This is a genomic window from Thermoleptolyngbya sp. M55_K2018_002 (assembly GCF_015295965.1).
GTDB classification, from domain to species: domain Bacteria; phylum Cyanobacteriota; class Cyanobacteriia; order Elainellales; family Elainellaceae; genus Thermoleptolyngbya; species Thermoleptolyngbya sichuanensis.
Genome location: NZ_DVEA01000169.1, coordinates 1 through 18520, shown reverse-complemented (window position 1 = coordinate 18520; position 18520 = coordinate 1). Strand labels below are relative to the sequence as shown.

General features: G+C 57.2%; 9 protein-coding genes and 1 pseudogene. 5 read left to right on the top strand and 5 right to left on the bottom strand.

Features of this window, described 5'->3' with window-relative positions:
- The first annotated feature begins 227 nt into the window (after nucleotides 1-227).
- A complete protein-coding gene (locus IGS51_RS08560) occupies nucleotides 228-5741 on the top strand; it encodes an ATP-binding sensor histidine kinase (protein ID WP_297078016.1) in 5514 nt (1837 codons plus the stop codon).
- A gap of 311 nt (nucleotides 5742-6052) precedes the next feature.
- On the opposite strand, the gene map is transcribed toward IGS51_RS08560, so the two are convergent.
- Both map and pabB read right to left on the bottom strand, forming a co-directional pair.
- Nucleotides 6053-6832 (bottom strand): type I methionyl aminopeptidase, encoded by a 780-nt coding sequence (gene map, locus IGS51_RS08555; RefSeq protein ID WP_172358243.1) that lies wholly within the window; start codon nucleotides 6830-6832, stop codon nucleotides 6053-6055.
- A gap of 135 nt (nucleotides 6833-6967) precedes the next feature.
- Entirely contained in the window at nucleotides 6968-8818 is a 1851-nt protein-coding gene (pabB, locus tag IGS51_RS08550; protein WP_297078015.1) for an aminodeoxychorismate synthase component I, read from the bottom strand.
- A 619-nt stretch (nucleotides 8819-9437) separates the two neighbouring features.
- On the opposite strand from pabB, the gene IGS51_RS08545 reads away from it, so the two are divergent.
- Complete coding sequence (locus IGS51_RS08545) at nucleotides 9438-11402, top strand: caspase family protein (protein WP_297078014.1); 1965 nt, start codon at nucleotides 9438-9440, stop codon at nucleotides 11400-11402.
- A 683-nt stretch (nucleotides 11403-12085) separates the two neighbouring features.
- Nucleotides 12086-13132, top strand: coding sequence for a pentapeptide repeat-containing protein (locus IGS51_RS08540; RefSeq protein WP_297078013.1), 1047 nt, complete (start codon nucleotides 12086-12088; stop codon nucleotides 13130-13132).
- Between the two features lie 919 nt (nucleotides 13133-14051).
- On the opposite strand, the gene IGS51_RS08535 is transcribed toward IGS51_RS08540, so the two are convergent.
- A complete protein-coding gene (locus IGS51_RS08535) occupies nucleotides 14052-14312 on the bottom strand; it encodes a hypothetical protein (protein WP_316786504.1) in 261 nt (86 codons plus the stop codon).
- 224 nt (nucleotides 14313-14536) lie between these two features.
- Nucleotides 14537-14785: pseudogene (locus tag IGS51_RS08530) on the bottom strand (LuxR C-terminal-related transcriptional regulator); the annotation flags it as partial.
- A 161-nt stretch (nucleotides 14786-14946) separates the two neighbouring features.
- Here IGS51_RS08530 and IGS51_RS08525 point away from each other — a divergent pair.
- Both IGS51_RS08525 and IGS51_RS08520 read left to right on the top strand, forming a co-directional pair.
- Nucleotides 14947-15414 carry a DUF4168 domain-containing protein gene (locus tag IGS51_RS08525; protein ID WP_297078012.1) on the top strand — a complete coding sequence of 156 codons (468 nt, stop codon included), beginning with the start codon at nucleotides 14947-14949 and terminating at the stop codon, nucleotides 15412-15414.
- A 4-nt stretch (nucleotides 15415-15418) separates the two neighbouring features.
- A complete protein-coding gene (locus IGS51_RS08520) occupies nucleotides 15419-16399 on the top strand; it encodes a carbohydrate kinase (protein WP_297078011.1) in 981 nt (326 codons plus the stop codon).
- A 13-nt stretch (nucleotides 16400-16412) separates the two neighbouring features.
- Here the strand turns inward: IGS51_RS08520 and yvcK are convergent, their stop codons facing one another.
- Nucleotides 16413-17837, bottom strand: a complete 1425-nt coding sequence (yvcK, locus tag IGS51_RS08515; protein WP_172358237.1) for a gluconeogenesis factor YvcK family protein — start codon at nucleotides 17835-17837, stop codon at nucleotides 16413-16415.
- Between the last annotated feature and the right edge of the window lie 683 nt (nucleotides 17838-18520).

Genomic DNA, 18520 nt, shown 5'->3' with positions numbered 1-18520 from the left:
AAACTTGCAGAACTGGGATACGTCCAGCCACAGCATTGTTGCAGGGGGTAATGGGAAAAGGATGTAGGGGGTTGCTCGCAACGCTGGTGCGAATGGGGTTGAAATTAATCTGACTCGGATTTGCAGGCTTTTTGGGCAGACTTTCTGATATCGCTTTACCTTTCCCCTCAACTATGACGAGGGGTCTTTCTTCCGCTGACGCTCAGCCATAAAAAACTAGAGTATCCATGCACGGAACGATTGAGATTTTAGGTTATCAGTCTCTAGACTTGGTTCACGAAGGCGTGAATACGGTGCTGTATCGGGCGGTTTCCCAGATTACCCAGCAGCCGTTCATTCTCAAGGTGTTGCGGGCGGAGCATCCTACTCTGGAGCAGATTACCCGGCTAAAGCACGAGTATCAGGTGGCGGCCAATCTCGATTTGCCCGGTGTAGTGCGGGTATACGGGCTGGAAACGCATGGACATCGGGCCGTGCTGGTGTTGGAGGACTTCGGGGGGCGATCGCTCAAGCAGGTTTTGGCCAACCGCAAGTGCAAGATCCTCGATCCGGCGCGGGTGTTGAATATCGCGATTCAGTTGACTCAAGCGCTGGCCTCGCTTCAGCAGGCTCGCATTATTCACAAAGACATTAAGCCTTCCAACATCCTCCTCAACGAGGAAACAGGTGAAGTAAAGCTCACGGACTTTAGCATTGCCTCGCGCCTGGGCGAAGAGCTGACCCTGCCGCAGGAGCTAAACCAGCTTGAGGGAACGCTGGTCTACATGTCGCCGGAGCAGACGGGGCGGATGAACCGGACGCTAGACTATCGCAGCGACTTCTATTCCCTAGGCATTACGCTGTACGAACTGCTGACGGGGCGGCTGCCGTTTCGAGGAGACGACCCGCTGGAACTGGTGCATTGCCATATTGCCAAAGCGCCGCCACCGCTGCGGAGTTTGAACCCGAACGTGCCGGAGGCGATCGCCGCCATTGTTCACAAGCTCATGGCCAAAAATGCGGAAGATCGCTACCAGAGCGCGGCGGGGCTGCTAGCTGACTTGGAGCGATGCCGCGATGCTCTGATGGAGAGCAAGACGATTCCTGACTTTACGCCCGGAGAGCGCGATCGCTCGTCCCAACTGCTGATTCCCAAAACCCTCTACGGCCGCGAGTCGGAGGTGGCGGCGCTGCTGGCGGCGTTTGATCGGGTGGCGGCCAATACCAGCCCGCTGCTGACGCTGGGCGGCGAGGCAAGCGGCCGCAGCGAACTGATGCTGGTGTCGGGCTATTCGGGGATTGGCAAATCTTCTCTGGTTAACGAAATCCACAAGCCCGTCGTGCGGCAGCGGGGCTACTTTATTAGCGGCAAGTTTGACCAGTACAAGCGCAATGTGCCCTATGCCTCGATTATTCAGGCGTTTCAATCCCTGACGCAGCAGGTGCTGACGGAACGTAGCGATCGCCTAGAGATCTGGCGCGAAAAGCTGCTCGATGCGCTAGGCTCCAACGGGCAAGTGCTAATCGACGTGATTCCCCAGATGGAGCTAATCCTGGGTTCCCAGCCGCCCGTACCCGAACTGGGCGCAACGGAAGCACAGAACCGCTTTCTCCAGGTGTTTCAATCGCTGGTAGGGGTCTTTGCCCAGCCGACTCATCCGCTGGTGCTGTTTCTGGACGATTTGCAGTGGGCCGATTCGGCCTCGCTGAAGCTGATCCAGGCGCTGATGTCTAACCCGGATAGCCGCCATCTGCTGATGATTGGCGCATACCGGGATAATGAAGTCAGCCCGGTTCACCCGCTGATGAAAACCGTGGAGGAAATTCAGCAGGCGGGCGGCGTGGTGACCCCAATCGTGCTGAAGCCGCTACCGCTGGAGTCTGTGCAACGGCTGGTGCAAGACGCGCTCACGGGCAAGCAGGCCTCTCGGAGCCGGAGAGATGAAGAACAGTCCTCAGAATACTTGCACCCGCTGGCAGAACTGCTGTTTGCCAAAACTCAGGGCAATCCCTTCTTTTTGACGCAACTGCTGAAGACGCTGTATCAGGAGAAACTGCTCACCTTTGACTTTGCCACAGGAGGCTGGCGGTGGGATGTGCAGGCGATTCAAGAGACGGGCATTGCCGACCTGTCGGTGGTGGATCTGGTGGCGGGTAATTTGGTGAAGCTGCCGCCAGAGACGCAGACCGTGCTGAAGCTGGCGGCCTGTGTGGGCGATCGCTTCACGCTGCCAACGCTGGTGGCGATCAGCGGACTCAGCCTGTCGGCCCTGGCGCGGGCCTTGCAACCTGCGCTGGAGGAGCGGTTTATCTTGCCCCTCAGCCAGGATTACAAAATTCCCCTGCTGTTTTCTGAAGAGGAGTTGGATCAATTCCTGGCTGACACTGCCCAAACGGGAGGCCAGCAGCCCTTTACCTACCGCTTTTTGCATGACCGGGTGCAGCAGGCGGCCTATTCGCTGATCGCAGAGGGCGATCGCCCGGCCACGCACCTGCAAATCGGTCGGCTGCTGCTGCAAACGATTCCCGCTGCGGATCGCGCCACGGGCCAGTTTGAAGGGCTATTTGAAATCGTCAACGCGCTGAACTACGGGACTGACCTGATCGACGAGCCGCAAGAGCGGATAGAACTGGTGCGGCTGAACTTGGCGGCGGGGCGGCGGGCCAAGGCAGCGGCGGCTTATGAAACAGCGGACAGCTTTTTGCGACAGGGGCGATCGCTCCTCCCCGAAAACGCCTGGGCCGCGCACTATGACCTGACGCTGGCACTCCATGCCGAAGCGGCCCAGGCGGCTTACCTAGTGACGCGGTATGACGAAGCCGAGGCGATCGCCAATACCCTAGAGCAACAGGCCGCCAGTGTTCTCGATGCGGTGCAGTCCTACGAGCTAAAGATCCAGATTTACATTGCCCAACTTCAAATGTGGCGATCGCTCACGGCTGCCTTCGACGGGCTGATGCTGCTGGGCTTTACCATCGCTAGCCCGCTGAACCACGATCATTTCCAAATTTCCCTGCCTGCGCTGGATGCGCTGGATGCCGTACCCGAACTGACCGATCCCGAAAAGCTGGCAGCCCTGCGGATCTTGAACGCGGTGACGGGCACAGCGTATCAAACTCAGCCAGAGGTGTTTCGCTGGGTTGCTACTACGCAGCTTGAACTCTGTGTCCGCCATGGCCACTCGCCCCTGGCCGCCCCCAGCTACGCCACCTACGCCTGGTATTGCAGCACGATTCCTGCCGCAGACCGGGCCTACGAGGCGGGGCAAATTGCCATGAAGCTGCTGGAGCGCTATCAGTGTCGCGAGTGGCAGTGCAGCATTGTGCAACTGTTTGAGTGCTTCGTGCGGCACCACAAGGAACACATCCGCAATACCTTTGTGCCGCTGGTAGACGGCATCCACGTCGGGCTGGAAACGGGCGACCTGGGCTATGTCAGCTATTCGGTCATGAACTATTGCGATCACCGATTTTTTAGCGGCGAGGCGCTGGAAAGTCACTACGAAAACCAGGTGCAGTATGGAGCGCTGCTGCTTCAGCTCAAGCAGAATTTTCAGCTTTCTGCGGCTCGCATGTGGCAACAGGTAACGCTCAACCTGCTGGGGCAATCGGACAATCCCACGCTGCTGGTGGGTGAGGCGTTTGATGAAAGTGAGATGCTGCCCCGCTGGGAAGAGTCGCAAAATTTCCAGGCGCTCTTTGTGTTTCACCTGGCCAAGCTGATGCTGCACTACTGGTTTGGCGAATATGAGGCGGCGATCGCCTTTGCCAAGCGCGGGGAACCATACGCGGGCTGCGGCGCGGGGCTGATGGCCACGCCTGTCTACTGGTTCTACTACGGGCTGGCGCTGCTGGCTGCCTATCCCCACGGCACGCCCGCCCAACAAGCGGAGTGGATGCCGCAGTTGCTCGCCTGTCAGACGACCGTGCAGCAGTGGGCTGCGTCTGCGCCGATGAACCACCAGCACAAGGCCGACCTGCTGGCAGCGGAGTTGGCCCAGATTCGGGGCGATCGCCAGACGGCGATGGATGGCTACGATCGCGCCATTGCCCGCGCCACCGAAGAGGGCTTTATTCACGAAGCGGCCGTGGCCTGCGAACGGGCTGCCCAGTTTTACGCGGCGTTGGGCAAGCCCCGCATTTCCCAGAATTATCTCATCGATGCCTACTACGGCTATATCCAGTGGGGGGCGATCGCCAAAGTTCATGCGCTCACTGCCGAGCATCCTCTGCTGCTCCAGCAGGACGAAGCCAGCAGCGCTCCAGCCGTCGATGCCACCATCACCGCTACTGCGACCACCACCCGCTCCACCCGCAGCACCAGCAGCCAGCGCGATTCCCTCGATTTGTCTACGGTGATGAAAGCCGCCGAGGCGATCGCCAGCGAACTGCATCTCGACGCGCTGCTTAGCCGCATTCTCTCGATCATCCTGGAAAATGCAGGCGCACAAAAGGGATGCCTGATTTTGGAAAAGGCGGGTCAGTTGCGAATCGAGGCGATCGACACAAACCCAGACCAGATGGCTGTGGTGCTGCAATCGACCCCGCTGGAGGGCAGCCGCGATGTGCCTGTGTCGATGATCCACTTGGTATGGCGAACGCAGCAGCCGCTGGTGCTGTCAGATGCAGCCAACGATGCGCGGTTTGAGGGCGATCGCTATCTCCAGCAGCACCAGCCCAAGTCCGTCCTGTGTGCCCCAATTCTCTATCAGGGCAAGCGGACGGGTGTGGTGTATCTGGAAAACCCGCTGACGGCCAATGCCTTTCCACCGTCGCGGCTGGAACTGCTGAAACTGCTGACGACCCAAGCGGCGATCGCTCTGGAAAATGCCCAGCTCTATGCCCGCGAACAGGACAAATCCCAGTGCCTCCAAGACTCGCTGCAAAAGCTCCAGCAAACCCAGGCGCAGCTTGTGCAAACTGAAAAAATCTCTCAACTGGGGCAACTGGTGGCCGGGGTCGCCCACGAGGTCAACAATCCCGTCAGCTTCATCGCAGGCAACCTGGCCCACGCCAGCCGCTATATCGAAGATTTGGTGGAACATCTAGCCCTGTATCAGCGGCACTACGCCCCACCTATCGCGGCGATTCAAGACCACGCCGAGGAGATTGACCTGGAATTTTTGCTCGATGATCTGCCCAAAATGGTGAACTCCATGAAGCTGGGCACGGATCGCATTCGGGATATCATGCAATCGCTGCGAACCTACTCCCGCGCCGACGGCAGCGAAAAGCGCCCCGCCGATTTGCACGCAGGTCTAGACACCACGCTGCTCATCCTGTCCCATCGGCTTAAGGCAAAGCCAGATCGCCCCGCCATCCGCATCATCAAGAACTACGGCACGCTGCCGCCCGTCGAGTGCTACAGCGGGCAAATCAACCAGGTGTTTATGAACCTGATTGCCAACGCTATCGACGCGATGGAAGAGGGCAACGCCGGGAAATCTCTCTCGGAGCTAGAGCAGCACCCCAATACGATTACAATTTCCACAACCGCCACCGACCATGCCGTCACAATCCGCATCGCCGACAATGGGCCGGGCATGAGCGAAGCCGTCCGGCAAAAGCTGTTTGATGCCTTTTTCACCACCAAGCCAGAGGGCAAGGGAACTGGGCTGGGGCTATCCATCAGCTACCAGATCGTGGCAGAAAATCATGGCGGAACCCTGGAATGCTACAGTTCGCCAGGGCAGGGCGCAGAGTTTGTGGTGCAAATTCCGGTTCAGTCTGGGGTGTCTGCCCAAGTGCTGGTTAGATCCTAGATCTGGCTTCCGAGAGGAGGGGCTGAAAGGGCGGCTATCGTAGAAAATCCCCTACTGCTGTTGCAGTTGCAAGCCTGCAATTTCTTAAGCATCTATCAAGTCTTGTACAAGCCCTACACAGGCCCCGTACAAGACCCACAAGGGCGTGTTTTAAAACCCTTCGATCCCCCCTAGCTACCCTTAAAAAAGAGGGAACCGAGCCGAACCACTCCGGAAGTACCCTTATTTCTAGCGAAGCGGCGTGTAAGTGCGGGGATTTAAGGGGGATCGACTCAAGGCAATCAACGACCTAGAAAGTTTTAAAGCACTGCCTAGGCGACGGCCAATTCTGGCATCAGCGTCAGCACATCCACCCCTGTTGCCGTCACCGCAACCGTGTGTTCAAACTGGGCAGAAAGCTGCCGATCTTTCGTCACCGCAGTCCATTTATCCGATAAAACTTCCACTTCCCAAGTGCCGACATTGATCATCGGCTCAATCGTGAAGACCATGCCAGGGCGTAGCTTTTTGCCCTTGCCGCGCTTGCCATAGTGGGGAATTTGGGGAGCCGTGTGGAAGATGCGCCCAACGCCGTGCCCCACAAAATCTTGCACCACCGAGAAGCCTTGGGACTCGGCATATTCCTGAATCGCTGCACCAATGTCGCCGATGCGGGCCCCTGGCTTTACCTCGCGAATGCCGCGCCACATGCACTCTTCCGTCACTTCAACTAGCTTGCGGGCAATGGGCGACGGCTCTCCCACAAAGAACATGCGCGAGGTGTCGCCGTGGTATCCATCCAGAATCGGCGTTACGTCGATATTGATAATGTCGCCGTCGCGCAGGATTTGTTTGGCATTGGGGATGCCGTGGCACACCACTTCATTGACGCTGGTGCAGATCGATTTGGGAAAGTCGTGGTAGCCCAAGGGGGCGCTTTTAGCTCCGTGCTTTTGGGTCCATTCCTCTGCGGCATCGTTTAGCTCCAGCGTGCTGACCCCTGGCTTCACCATCGGCTCTAGGTAGGCAAGAAGCTGGGCAGCAAGCTGTCCGGCCTGGCGCATCTTCTCGATTTCGCGCTGTGACATGAGGGTGATGGTTTCGTTGGACATTTTGGAGGGAGCTAGACGCTAAACGTTGGAGGTTCGAGGCTGCTGTTAAAGCGAGCTGTTAAAGCTGCTGCGTAGAATCACTAGGACTGCTGCTGGAGAGGCGAGTCTACAAAGCTGACGTTTCTACTCTAATCTCTACTTTAAGCGGCGGAGGGAGTCTGGATCGAGGGTGGCGTTCCACGAGGTTCGGACGGCGTTGATCAGCAAAATCCGGGTGCAGCGGGAGAGATCTGCGAGTTGCACGATGCGCTCTTTTATTTTGCCCTGTTCCAGCAAAAAGGAGCGATAGATACCGGGCAGCAAGCCGCAGTGGACGGGTGGAGTCACCCATTCGCCATCCAGTTCTAGCACCAGGTTGGCAATACAGGTTTCGGTGAGTTCGCCGCGCTCGTTCCACAGCAGGGTGTCGTTGGCTTCGGGGTGTGCCTGTCGTGCCTGCGTGTAGACGGGGCGATGGGTGGTTTTGTGATACAGAAATGGATCGCCGGAGTCGATGGGCGTTTGGGCGATCGCCACTCGATAGACACTGGGCAGGGGGGCGATCGCCTGGGCTTCGACCGTGGGCGGCTGGGCTGGCGGCACGACTAGCCGCAGCTTGTGGGGCTGGGGGGGGAGGGTGGCGAGGCGCTGCTGAATGGCGTTTTCAACCGCGTCCCAGGCTACCGTAAAGCCGAAATAGTCTGCGGAGGCGCGGAGTCGGGCCAGGTGGCGATCGCCCCAGGCAATTCCTGCCTCTGGAGTCCACAGCATCGACTCTAGCAGAGAAAAGTCAGGACGCACCTGGGTCAACACCTGCGCCTTGGTGCGGCATTCCTGAAACTCGGAGTCGGCCGTGGAATCCCAAACGATACCGCCGCCGACCCCATATTCCGCCTGCCCTGTGGAGCGATGCACCAGCACCGTGCGAATTGCCACGTTAAATTGCGCCTGAACATGCGCCTGAACATGCGCCTGAACAGATGCCTGCGGGTCGGGGCAAATGTACCCAATCGTGCCCGTGTAGACCCGTCGGGGGGCCGTTTCTAGCTCGGCAATGAGAGACATGGTGCGGGCTTTGGGCGCTCCGGTAATAGAAGCAGGCGGAAACAGGGCTTGAAAAATGGCTGGCAGGCTGGCTGAGGTTTCTGCCTGAACGGTGCTGGTCATCTGCCAGACGGTGGGATAGCGCTCCAGGGCAAACAGGCGCGACACCTGAACGCTGCCCAACCGCGCTACCCGCGCTAGGTCGTTTCGCACCATGTCCACGATCATCACGTTCTCGGCACGGTTCTTGTCCGAGTGGTACAGATCCTCAGCCTGCTGGCGATCGCCCGCTGCCCACAATCCCCGCGCCGTTGTTCCCTTCATCGGCTTGGATGTCAGCGTGTTGCCCTTCCGCGAAAAAAATAGCTCCGGCGACGCGCTGCACACAGCCCACTCCGGCAGATGGATAAACGCGCCATAGCCCAGCGGCTGTGCCCGAATCATCTGACACCAGAGGGCCCACGGATCACGCACATTCTCTGCTTGCAGCCGAAAGGTATAGTTGACCTGATACGTGTCGCCTGCGTGGATGTGGTGCTTGATGCGGGCGATCGCCGCCTGAAACTCGCTGACCGACAGGTTGGGCCGCCAGTCCAGCGGGGGCAGGCTTGCCGCTGCCGTTAGCCGGGTCAGGTCTTGCTGCGACAGGATTTGCGGCGCTGGATATAGCCCAAATGCCAGCAGCGGGAAACGGTCAGGTGCGGATGGGGCTGCGTCTCGCACTGTCAGGGCGGGATCAAACGCGGGCGCAGCTTCATAGCTCACACACCCCACCGCCCACAGGCGCTCCTGCTCCACCCGCGCTTCGATCTCCGCCAGCCCAGGCAGCACGTCTGCTGGGTCATACACCTCATAGGTCGCCACCGGATTCTGGAACCCCAGCCAGCGATCGCGCTCCGCCTCTCGCACCAGCGCTCCCCATTCCCCTATGCCCTGCCATTCCAGGTCTTCCAACTTGCTCAATCGCCTGCCCCAATGCTCGTTTCCTCACGCTAGCACGGCTTTCCAGGCTGGGGCAGATGGGGGAAGCTGTGACGTTTCTAGAGCCTGGGAAATAAGCACGGCTTTCCAGGCTGGGGCAGATGGCTGCACAGCGGTCTGCAACTAATCTGACTAATCTGGAATTAATCTGCATAGCACTTACGCAGTTGGACGATTTCTCGTGGGCTGCGCCCGCCAGAAATCGCCCAAAACCCAGAAGACTCAATCGCAGGTGCGGAAGTCCTGCTGCAATTAAACCGCGAGAGACTCTGTGCGGCCCGCCTCCGCAAAATCTGTGCCATTGGATGTTGCATGATGGGGTGCTGCGAAATCCGGTGCTGCCATTCCATCGGTTTTTGCACCACTTTTCAATTTTTTGGGCATCTTAGAAGAAGGATAGATATGATCTGAGTCTAAAGGCGGGATGGATTAGCGCTTTGGAGACTGGGTCGAACCTCGAAGTCTTAAATTTCTGAGGCTTTGGGGTTTGATGAGAGGTTGGAGTTTATGCTGAGCTTGGCAACTTCCCTTGAGTAGTCTCTTAGGTGCGGTTGAAAGCTGAACATCTTTTTCGGGAAACTGCTTGGGGTATCTGACAACGATGACAAACTACTGGGCGATCGCCATCGGCATTAATCAGTATCCGCAGTTGCAGCCCCTCGTCTATGCCGAGCGGGATGCCCAGTCCTTGATTCAAAGTTTGATTAACGACGCAGGGTTTCTGCCCGACTCTTGTGTGCGGTTGACCGATAACTCGCCCCCGGCAGCTTGGGGAGCCACCACCCCCGACCGCGCTGGCATCCAAACGGCGATCGCCCAGGTGTGTCAGCGGCTCAAGCCCAACGATTGCCTCTGGCTATTTTTCAGCGGCTACGGGATGCACTATCAAGGCAAAGACTATTTAATGCCTCAAGATAGCGACCCTACCCAGCCGGCCCAGACGGGGCTTTCGGTCGAATTTCTCTATTCCTTGTTGCAGGCAGCGCCGACGAAAAACCTGCTCGTGCTGCTGGACATGAACCGGAGCCAGGGCGTGCTGTCGGGGGTCAGCGCAGGCACCCACACCGCAGCCCTGGCCGAACAGTATGGCATTCCCACGCTGCTGTCATGCCGTCAAAACCAGCTTTCCCACGAAACCATTGCCTTGCGCCACGGATTGTTTACGGCTGCGGTGCTGGAGGGGCTAAAGCGTCCGGGCTGCGTCACGCTGGAGCATCTGGTGCAGTTTTTGCAAACGCGCCTGCCAGAGCTAAGCGACCACCACTGGCGACCCCGCCAAGAGCCTTTGGCCATCATTCCAGATAGCCTGCGCTATCAGCTAATCGTGCCCGGAAAGGAAACTATGTCGCCCTCTCTGCCATCTTTTGCGCCTGTGGACGCTCCGGATCGGTTGCAGCCCGTTCCTCATCGGGATGAACCGCCTCGTCGGGCAGGCTCGGAGTGGCAGCCTTCCCAAAGTCCTGAATCCCACCCCGACTGGCGGCACTCCAGCCCGCAAAATCCCAGCTTGCAAACCCCTGCAATTCGGCAGGAACGCCCCGTCGAGCGAGTTACGCCACCTCCGCCTCTGGTTCCGGTTGTGTCGGAGGCGGAACCCCGTCGTGAGCCAGCAGACACGCCGCTCCCGCCGTCCTCATCACTCCCTGCGCCGCCCCCGCCCCCACCCCACCGTACGCCCGTGGCGATCGCCTCTGATGCTTCTGAAGAGCGCTCCTGGTGGCAACTGGTGCGCTGGGGGGGCGGGCTTTTGTCGCTGTTGATGGCGGCAGTGATTGTGCGAAATGTGGGCACCGTCTTGCGATCGCCCTCCGACGGTCAGACCATTGCCGTGCAGCCTAGTCCGGGTGTGGTTGCCTCGCCTGCTGGACCCTCGCTGCCAAACCCCGCCGCCAACTCGATTACTTCCACCGCCCCGTCGCCTGCACCGCAGCCCACTCCGGTTCCGGTGGCAAACCCAGCGGCCAATTCGCTGAACCTCCCTGCCCAATCTCCTGCATCGTCTGTGCCGGATACCCGCCCTGTGAGCGAGCCTGCGCCGCTCCTGTCAGATCGTGACATCATGAATGCGGCGATGGCAAACCTGACCAAGGTGAGGGCCGAATCGTCGAGCAATCAGGTATCGGAAATTTCAGAGTCGATTCGACTGCTGCGGCAAATCCGCCCCGATCAGCCGCTGTATAAAGACGCGCAGCAGGCGATTGATCGCTGGAGCCAGGTGATTTTGGATATGGCATCGGGTCGAGCCATGCAGCGCAACGGAGGCGACCTGTGGCTGGCGGCCAACAACTATCGGGCGGCGATCGCCGCTGCCCAACTCGTGCCCAGCGATCGCGCCAATACCTATCAAGCGGCTCAGCAGGCGATCGCCGGATGGAGTCAGCAAATTTTGAACTTGGCGAATATCCACGCCCAGTCAGGCGCTCTGGCCCAGGCGGTGCAGGTGGCTCAGCTGGTGCCGCCCGGTACGGCTGCCTACGATGCGGCTCAAGGGGCGATCGCCACCTGGCAAAATCAGCTAGCTCCCGGCATTGGTGCTGTGCCACAAGACCAACCGCTGGCATTCTAACGTTGCAACCTAACGATGCAACGGCTTACGCCGAGGCTGAGAGATTTTTAACCTGTTTTGGGAATACTGACAGTACTCAAGCCCCAAAGCACGGATTTCTCATTCTCTTTTTCATTACAGTTCTACGTGATTTGGGTTTGATTGCGCCGATTGCCCCTCAGAGCAGAATTCTCGCTTCTGCTAGGGACAAGGGCGATCGCTCGTTACCAGTTCTCGTTATTGCCATGCAGAGTCTTTGCAAGCCCCCTGCAAGCCTCTCGCAAGCTTCTTGCAAACCTCTTTCAGGCTCCTTTCAAACCTTCTACAAGCCCTTTTTACAAGCCCTTCAAAGACCTTTTTCAGACCTTCCGCAATTCCGCCATAATTCCTCCGTAATTTCTCGGTTTGGCTTCACCTGAATTAGTGCCACTTTTATCTTGGAATTATATGGATAGGACTTACGCACTTGCGATTAAATTTTCTGGGTTTTGGACGATTTCTCGCGAGCTGCGCCCGCGAGAAATCGTCCAACTGCGTAAGTCCTAATGAAAATCTCCTGAAATTCCCCCCTTGGCGCAGCCATCTTCAACCAGTAACCGCCTGAAAATCCTCCTGCTGACCAGCCTGAGATTTTGCCAAAGACATCCGCGCCGTCCTGTCTCCAGTTTCGCGTTCTGGCAGTTTGCAAAAGAGATGCACCACTCATGGCAAATCATGAACATCTAGCTCTGCTGAAACAGGGCTCAAACGCCTGGAACCAATGGCGCGAAACCCATGCTGAAATTCATCCGAACCTCAGCCACGCTGCACTCAACCAGGCCAACTTGCGCGAAGTGACCCTCAACCAGGCTGATTTGCGAGAAGGCATCTTGAGTCGAGCCGATTTCTGCATGGCGAGTTTGCAGCAGGCCGATCTGAGTCGGGCAGACCTACGCGAGGCAATTCTCTACACAACCGATCTGCGCGAAGCCAACCTGAGCGAAGCCAACTTAATTGGTGCCGACCTGCGAGAAGCGAACCTGAGTAGCGCCAACCTCTCGCTGGCCAGCCTTTGCACCGCAACTCTGTGTACCGCAGACCTGCGACGGGCAAATCTGCGCGAAGCCCTTCTACAGGGTGCAAATCTAAGCCATGCTTCGCTGAATCAGGCAGATTTATGCCTGTCTAACTTGCGCGAAGCCGACCTGAGCCGGGCTGATTTGCGGGGCGCACGGCTGTATACCGCTAATCTCTCCCACAGCAATCTCTACGGGGCGAACCTAAGTCAGGCCGATCTGCGCGAGTCTACGCTGAGTCAAGCCAATCTGCGGGAAGCAGATTTGCGACAGGCAAACCTCGGCATGTCGATCATTTGTCTGGCAAACCTGGTTGGCGCAACCCTGTATCAGGCTAATTTGACGCGGGCAAACCTCAGCATGTCGAACCTATGTATGGCGAACCTGAGCCATGCAAGCCTGGGCGACTCCATTCTGATTGGCACGAATCTAATTGGCGCAAATCTCTACACCGCAGACCTGAGGGCGAGCGTCATGACGGAAGCTGACCTGCGCGAAGCCGCGCTTAATGAAGCAGATTTGTCTAACACGAGTCTTTTTCGGGCCGACTTGAGCATGGCGAATCTAAGCCATGCCAATCTGCGGGGGGCAGATCTGCGGCAGGCAAACTTACGACATTCAAACCTTTGGGAAGCCCAGCTTGATGGGGCGAACCTGAGTGGGGCGACGATGCCCGACGGACAAATTCATCCATAGTGGCGTTTAGGAGGTGCAGCTTCAGGCGATTTCGCTGGAAACAAGAGGCGGCTTCCCTATACTGAAAGTCGTCTGAGTGGTGAAATGGAAGGGAGAGACTGGTTTACAGAGGTGTGCCGCCTGACCAGAGACTGCCGAACCATCCAGATATTTCGTGGGCGATCGCCCCAACCGGCTAGGTTTCTGATATTTGTATAAAACTTGCACAAATAAATCATGCTTTGGCGGTATGCTTTGGGCGACGCAGTGACTTCAGTATGAACCTGACGTAAACCCTGATTGCATGAACAGTGTACGAACGATGAAACCTCTAAAACTCTGCACGAGTCTTGCGTGGCTTTGGGGACATTACTATTTAAGACCCTATCCAAACTTTAGTTAGCCACTGACTCAAGCTGTTAATAGCAGCGTGCTTTTTGTCACACTTTGTAAAAAACTTAATATTCGGTTGTTTACTGAAGCATATTTTATACATGTCTTAGTGAAACTACTGGTATTTTCAACTAGCTCAAACCATCGTTAGTTAAATGCCCTGATTGAGAAGCCCCTTGTCATAAGCCACTATTGAGTCACGACTGAATCACGGCCGCATCTACCAGGAAACTATGGATATCATTACACTTACCGCTGTTCTGCTGACTTCCCTCACTTCATTTTTTGCTAGCGAAAACGTGTCCTATCTGCAAGATTTGCAGGTTAAAAACCCGCCCTGTGAAGCCATCTACGCAGAGTGTCGATAAACACATCGTGTATCAATTGACTCTCTGGTTTATGCCTGTGTTCCTCTGTTGTTTCGTCGGTAATGTTTTATCACTTAGGGCTTTTGCGTGAGTGGAACTGTAATGACCTGAATGAAAAGGGCGACTCTCTCGATTGGAGGTCGCCCTTTTTGCTGGATATTCAAGCCGGATTGAACGCCTTAGAGAGCAGGGGCGATCGCCTGCCAAGCCCCAAAGCGATCGCCGTAGTATTGCAAAATTCGCTCGACCTGCTGCTGTGCGGCGGCGGTCGCCTCCTCGTCATCAATTTCTAAACCACCCACCTGGCTTTGCCGATAGTCAAACTCAGTGGATGTTTGGGGCAGTAGGCCAACTGACACGCCAGGAACTTGGCGCAGGTGAGCAGCCACCTCTCGGTAAACCGCAAGCGGGAGTTGAGGCAAGCAGATTTGCCGCTTCATAGCGCTACTTCGTTTACAGCATCAACAACGTCATTCACTGAGTCAGCATCTCCTGAGTCATTCCCTAAGTCAGCATTCCCTGAGTCGAGATTGACCGATTCAGCCCCTATTGCCGTAGCCACATCATCCCCTGCTTCAGTCATCACTGCCGCAGATTCAGATACTTCAGATTGGAGTGCTGTATCAGGCGGGGGACTAGACGCTTTGGGAATTGCCCCGTTCGTGGGCAGCACGCAGCAGTTCACCTCATCCAGACAAACCTTTCCCCACTGCAACGCCCAACGCACCAGTGCTACGCGGTTGCCCGTTGCGGTTTTGGTCAGAATATTGCTGATGTGGTTATCGACTGTGCGCTTGCTAATCTCTAGCTTCTCGGCAATCTCCTGGTTGGTTAAGCCTGCTGCCACTAGTTCAACAATTTGCAGTTCCCGATCGGAAAGAGAACTAGAGTTTTGAGACTCGTCAACCCCCATAGTCTGCACTGTCACGTATATGTACCTACTCGATACTTCAATTTTAGGCGGATGTTTTGCAAAACTGTTGTTAAATCTATCTGTGAATCAAGTTCTGATGGCCTAATGGGTCAGATTAGGCAAGAGGGCTGGGCTATTCTGAAGGAAGTGAAACTTGACCGATGCTGAGATTGCGCCATAGAACAGGTTGGCAAGAGCGGGCTGGACGGAGGGGGCGATCGCTCGTCGCACTGCTGCTGGGCTGCCTAGTTGGCCTGCTGCTGATGGGTGCGGCGGCGGGGAATGCGGCCGAGCTTGCGCCCCAAGCAGGAACGCCTGCGCCCATTGACCAACCCCTGCCGCCGACCAGCCTGAGCGCAGAAGATATTTCTACTGAGAAGGTTCACCAGTTTGTGCAAGCCTACCTCAAGGTGCTGAAACTCGTGGAAAGCCGCGAGGGCGAGCTACAGGCTGCGGAAACTCAGCTAGAATCCCAACGGGTGCAGCAAGAGGTGGAATTGGAGGCGCTGCGCCTGATCGAGGCGGCAGGGCTGACCCAGCGAGAATATTTGCAATTGTTGGGGCTGGCAAATACCGACTTGGAGTTTCGGGAACGGATGGTTGCTCAATTACAGGAAATGATGGATTAGCAAGATGACACAGCCGCGTGTGCTTTGTTTGGGTGAGGTGTTGCTGGATTATCTAGCCGATCAGCCAGGGAAACCGATGGAGCAGGTGATGTCTTGGACTGCGTATCCGGGCGGTGCGCCAGCAAATGTAGCCTGCGCTCTGGCAAAGCTGGGTACGCCGTCTGGCTTTGTGGGCTGTGTGGGCAGCGATGAGGCGGGTGACGCGCTGGTGAAGCTGCTGCTGGAGTCGGGGGTAGACGGAACGGGCATTCAGCGGCACGACACTGCGCCGACGCGGGGGGTGTATGTGGTGCGCGATGAGGCGGGCGATCGCCATTTTGCCGGGTTTGGGGGGCGGCCTTCCGATGCCTTTGCCGACACGCGCCTGCAAGCCGATGCGTTGCCCGAAGACCTGTTCGCCAATGCCGATTTTTTGGTGCTGGGCACGCTGGAGCTAGCTTACCCAGAGTCGGCTGGGGCGATCGCTCGCGCTTTGGAATTGGCAGAGCAATACTTTGTCAAAATTTTGGTGGATGTCAACTGGCGACCCGTGTTTTGGGCTGATCCCGAAGCGGCTCGGCAGCCGATTCATGCTTTGATCAAGCGGGTCGATTTTCTGAAGCTCTCCGCCGAAGAGGCCGACTGGCTGTTTGAAACCCGCGACTCCGCCATCATTGCCCATCGCCTGGATAATTTGGAAGGGGTGCTGATTACCGATGGCGACAAGGGCTGTGCCTATTGCCTCAGCGGTAACGACGGGCGCGTTCCGGCCTTCCCGGTCGAAGTGGAAGACACGACGGGCGCAGGCGATGCCTTCGTCGCTGGATTTTTGCACCAAATTTGTCAGCAGGGAATCGCTGCCCTGGCCAATCCTGAGTTGGCCCTGCAAATCGTGACCTATGCCTCGGCAGTGGGGGGCCTAACGACCACGCGCCCAGGAGCGATCGCCGCCCAGCCCAGTCCCGCAGAAGTGGGGGCGTTCTTGTATATGCAGCAGCAGAGCTAGAGGGGTGACTCCGCTACCGAATCCCGGCTACGCGGCTATACCAGCGCAGCAGGATGCGGGCGAGGCGATCGCTGTCGTGGCGTACCAGGCCCGTCTCGACTTCTTCGTCGATGACGTTGGCGATGACTACGCGGCGACCCGTTTGCATCACGCCTTCTCGGTCAAAGTAAACCGGATTTGAGCCTTCCTGGGCGTAGCGGATGAGCGAGTGGGCAGAGGGCATTTTCTTTTGCACCAGAACTGCGTCAAACAGGCGCTTGCCCTGGGTCACCTGGTCGATGGCGCGGATATGGTCGGACACCGCATAGCCATCGGTTTCGCCGGGCTGGGTCATGACGTTGCACACATAAATCCGGGGCACCTGGCGCTGGGCGATCGCCTCTACGATTTCTGGTACCAGCAGATTGGGAATAATGCTGGTGTACAAGCTGCCGGGGCCGATGATGATATAGTCCGCCTCCTCAATGGCGGCCAGGGCGCGGGGCAACGCGGGCGGATTTGCGGGCGTGCAGCCAATTCGCACAATTTTGCCCTGGGCTTCGGTAATGTTTGATTCGCCCTCGATGTGGCGGCCGTCTTCCAAATCGGCCCAGAGGCGCACGTCGCTCAGGGTTGCAGGCAACACCTGCCCCCGCACAGCAAGAACCTTGGAACTAGCGGCGATCGCCTGCTCCAAATCGCCCGCCACCTCGCTCATCGCTGTCAAAAATAAATTGCCAAAGCTATGACCTACCAGCCCATCGCCCGCCTGAAAGCGATATTTGAATAGCTCCGTCAGCAGCTTTTCCTCATCGGCCAGCGCCGCCAGACAGTTGCGGATGTCTCCCGGCGGCAACACGCCAATCTCCCGCCGCAGCCGCCCCGACGACCCGCCATCATCCGCCACCGTCACAATCGCCGTAATATTGGCGCTATAGTGCTTCAGCCCCCGCAGCAGCGTAGACAGCCCCGTGCCGCCGCCCAGCACTACAATTCGCGGCCCCCGATTCAGACGGCGATGGGCCATCAGCCGATCCACCAGTTCTTCTTCTTCTCCCGGCATCAGCACTTCAGTAATCGACCCCAAACTGCGCGTCTGCCCCCAAAACACCAGCAGCACACCCGCCAGCATCACGAGCGGCCCGCTGATATAGTTCGGCACAATTCGCGTGATGACTTCCAGCACATCCCCAATTAGCTGCCCCAAGCGAAAAATTGGCGTTTGACGCGACCAAATCGCAATCCCCAGCAGCAGCAGCAGACAGCCCCCAACGGTGATAAATAGCCACCGCTTGACCGATAGCCCCGGCGATAGCCATTTGAACCATTGATTCACCCGATGGGGCGTGCGATGGCGGCTTGCGGCTCTGGGTGCAGGCTTTTTGGGCAGGTTGGCCCGGCGGAGGCGCGGCTCAGGCTTGATGGCCTGGAGGGCGTGCTTTAGGAGTCCGTTTGACATGGTGACCTGGCTAAGGCAAAAGGGCAGCGACGCTGCGTATCAGCTTATACTCTGGAAATCGGATTGGGCTTTGCAAACCTTATCACGCTCTGATAATGCTCTAGCCGCGTGGCATTTCACAAGTGAAGTCGTAACCGGATGGCGCTGCAATGTCACCCATCTTAGTCACCCATCTTAGTTACCCATCAAACTAGTCATAAACTAGTCATAAATTAGGGCTATGGGATGCGCTCGTGTAAAGTCTTGATGAATTCGTGATGAAGTTTTGGAAGCTTCCCTGTGATTGCATGTTCCTGCTTACACGTTCCTACTTGCACGTTCCTGCTTACGCCACTGCTTATGCCACTGCTTACGCCACTGTTGTTTAGGTGTTTCGTGTTTAGGTTAGGTGTTTAGGTGTTTAGGGTCGAATTTGGTCTACTTCCGCTGCAAGACTGTTGTTTAGGTGTTTAGAGTTTAGGTGTTTAGGGTCGAATTTAGTCTATCCGCTGCAAGGATATTAGCCTATCTCGATTGAATCAACGGTTTATTTTTTGAGAGCGCCAGCTTTCGCGTACCTAGGGCGGATAGCCCCTTTCACTCTGCAACTACTGCGGGTTTGCGAGAGTGGTCTTATCATTTGGGTAGCCGGAGGGAGGCCAGTTGGTAGGATTCTAGTCGGCGGGATACTAGTCGGCGGGATA

Excerpts from the sequence above, each read along its gene's own strand:
- IGS51_RS08535 (WP_316786504.1), bottom strand. The coding sequence starts at position 14,312 with ATGAAGCGGCAAATCTGCTTGCCTCAACTCCCGCTTGCGGTTTACCGA.
- IGS51_RS08540 (WP_297078013.1), top strand. The coding sequence starts at position 12,086 with ATGGCAAATCATGAACATCTAGCTCTGCTGAAACAGGGCTCAAACGCC.
- IGS51_RS08525 (WP_297078012.1), top strand. The coding sequence starts at position 14,947 with ATGCTGAGATTGCGCCATAGAACAGGTTGGCAAGAGCGGGCTGGACGG.
- map (WP_172358243.1), bottom strand. The coding sequence starts at position 6,832 with ATGTCCAACGAAACCATCACCCTCATGTCACAGCGCGAAATCGAGAAG.
- yvcK (WP_172358237.1), bottom strand. The coding sequence starts at position 17,837 with ATGTCAAACGGACTCCTAAAGCACGCCCTCCAGGCCATCAAGCCTGAG.
- IGS51_RS08560 (WP_297078016.1), top strand. The coding sequence starts at position 228 with ATGCACGGAACGATTGAGATTTTAGGTTATCAGTCTCTAGACTTGGTT.
- IGS51_RS08545 (WP_297078014.1), top strand. The coding sequence starts at position 9,438 with ATGACAAACTACTGGGCGATCGCCATCGGCATTAATCAGTATCCGCAG.
- IGS51_RS08520 (WP_297078011.1), top strand. The coding sequence starts at position 15,419 with ATGACACAGCCGCGTGTGCTTTGTTTGGGTGAGGTGTTGCTGGATTAT.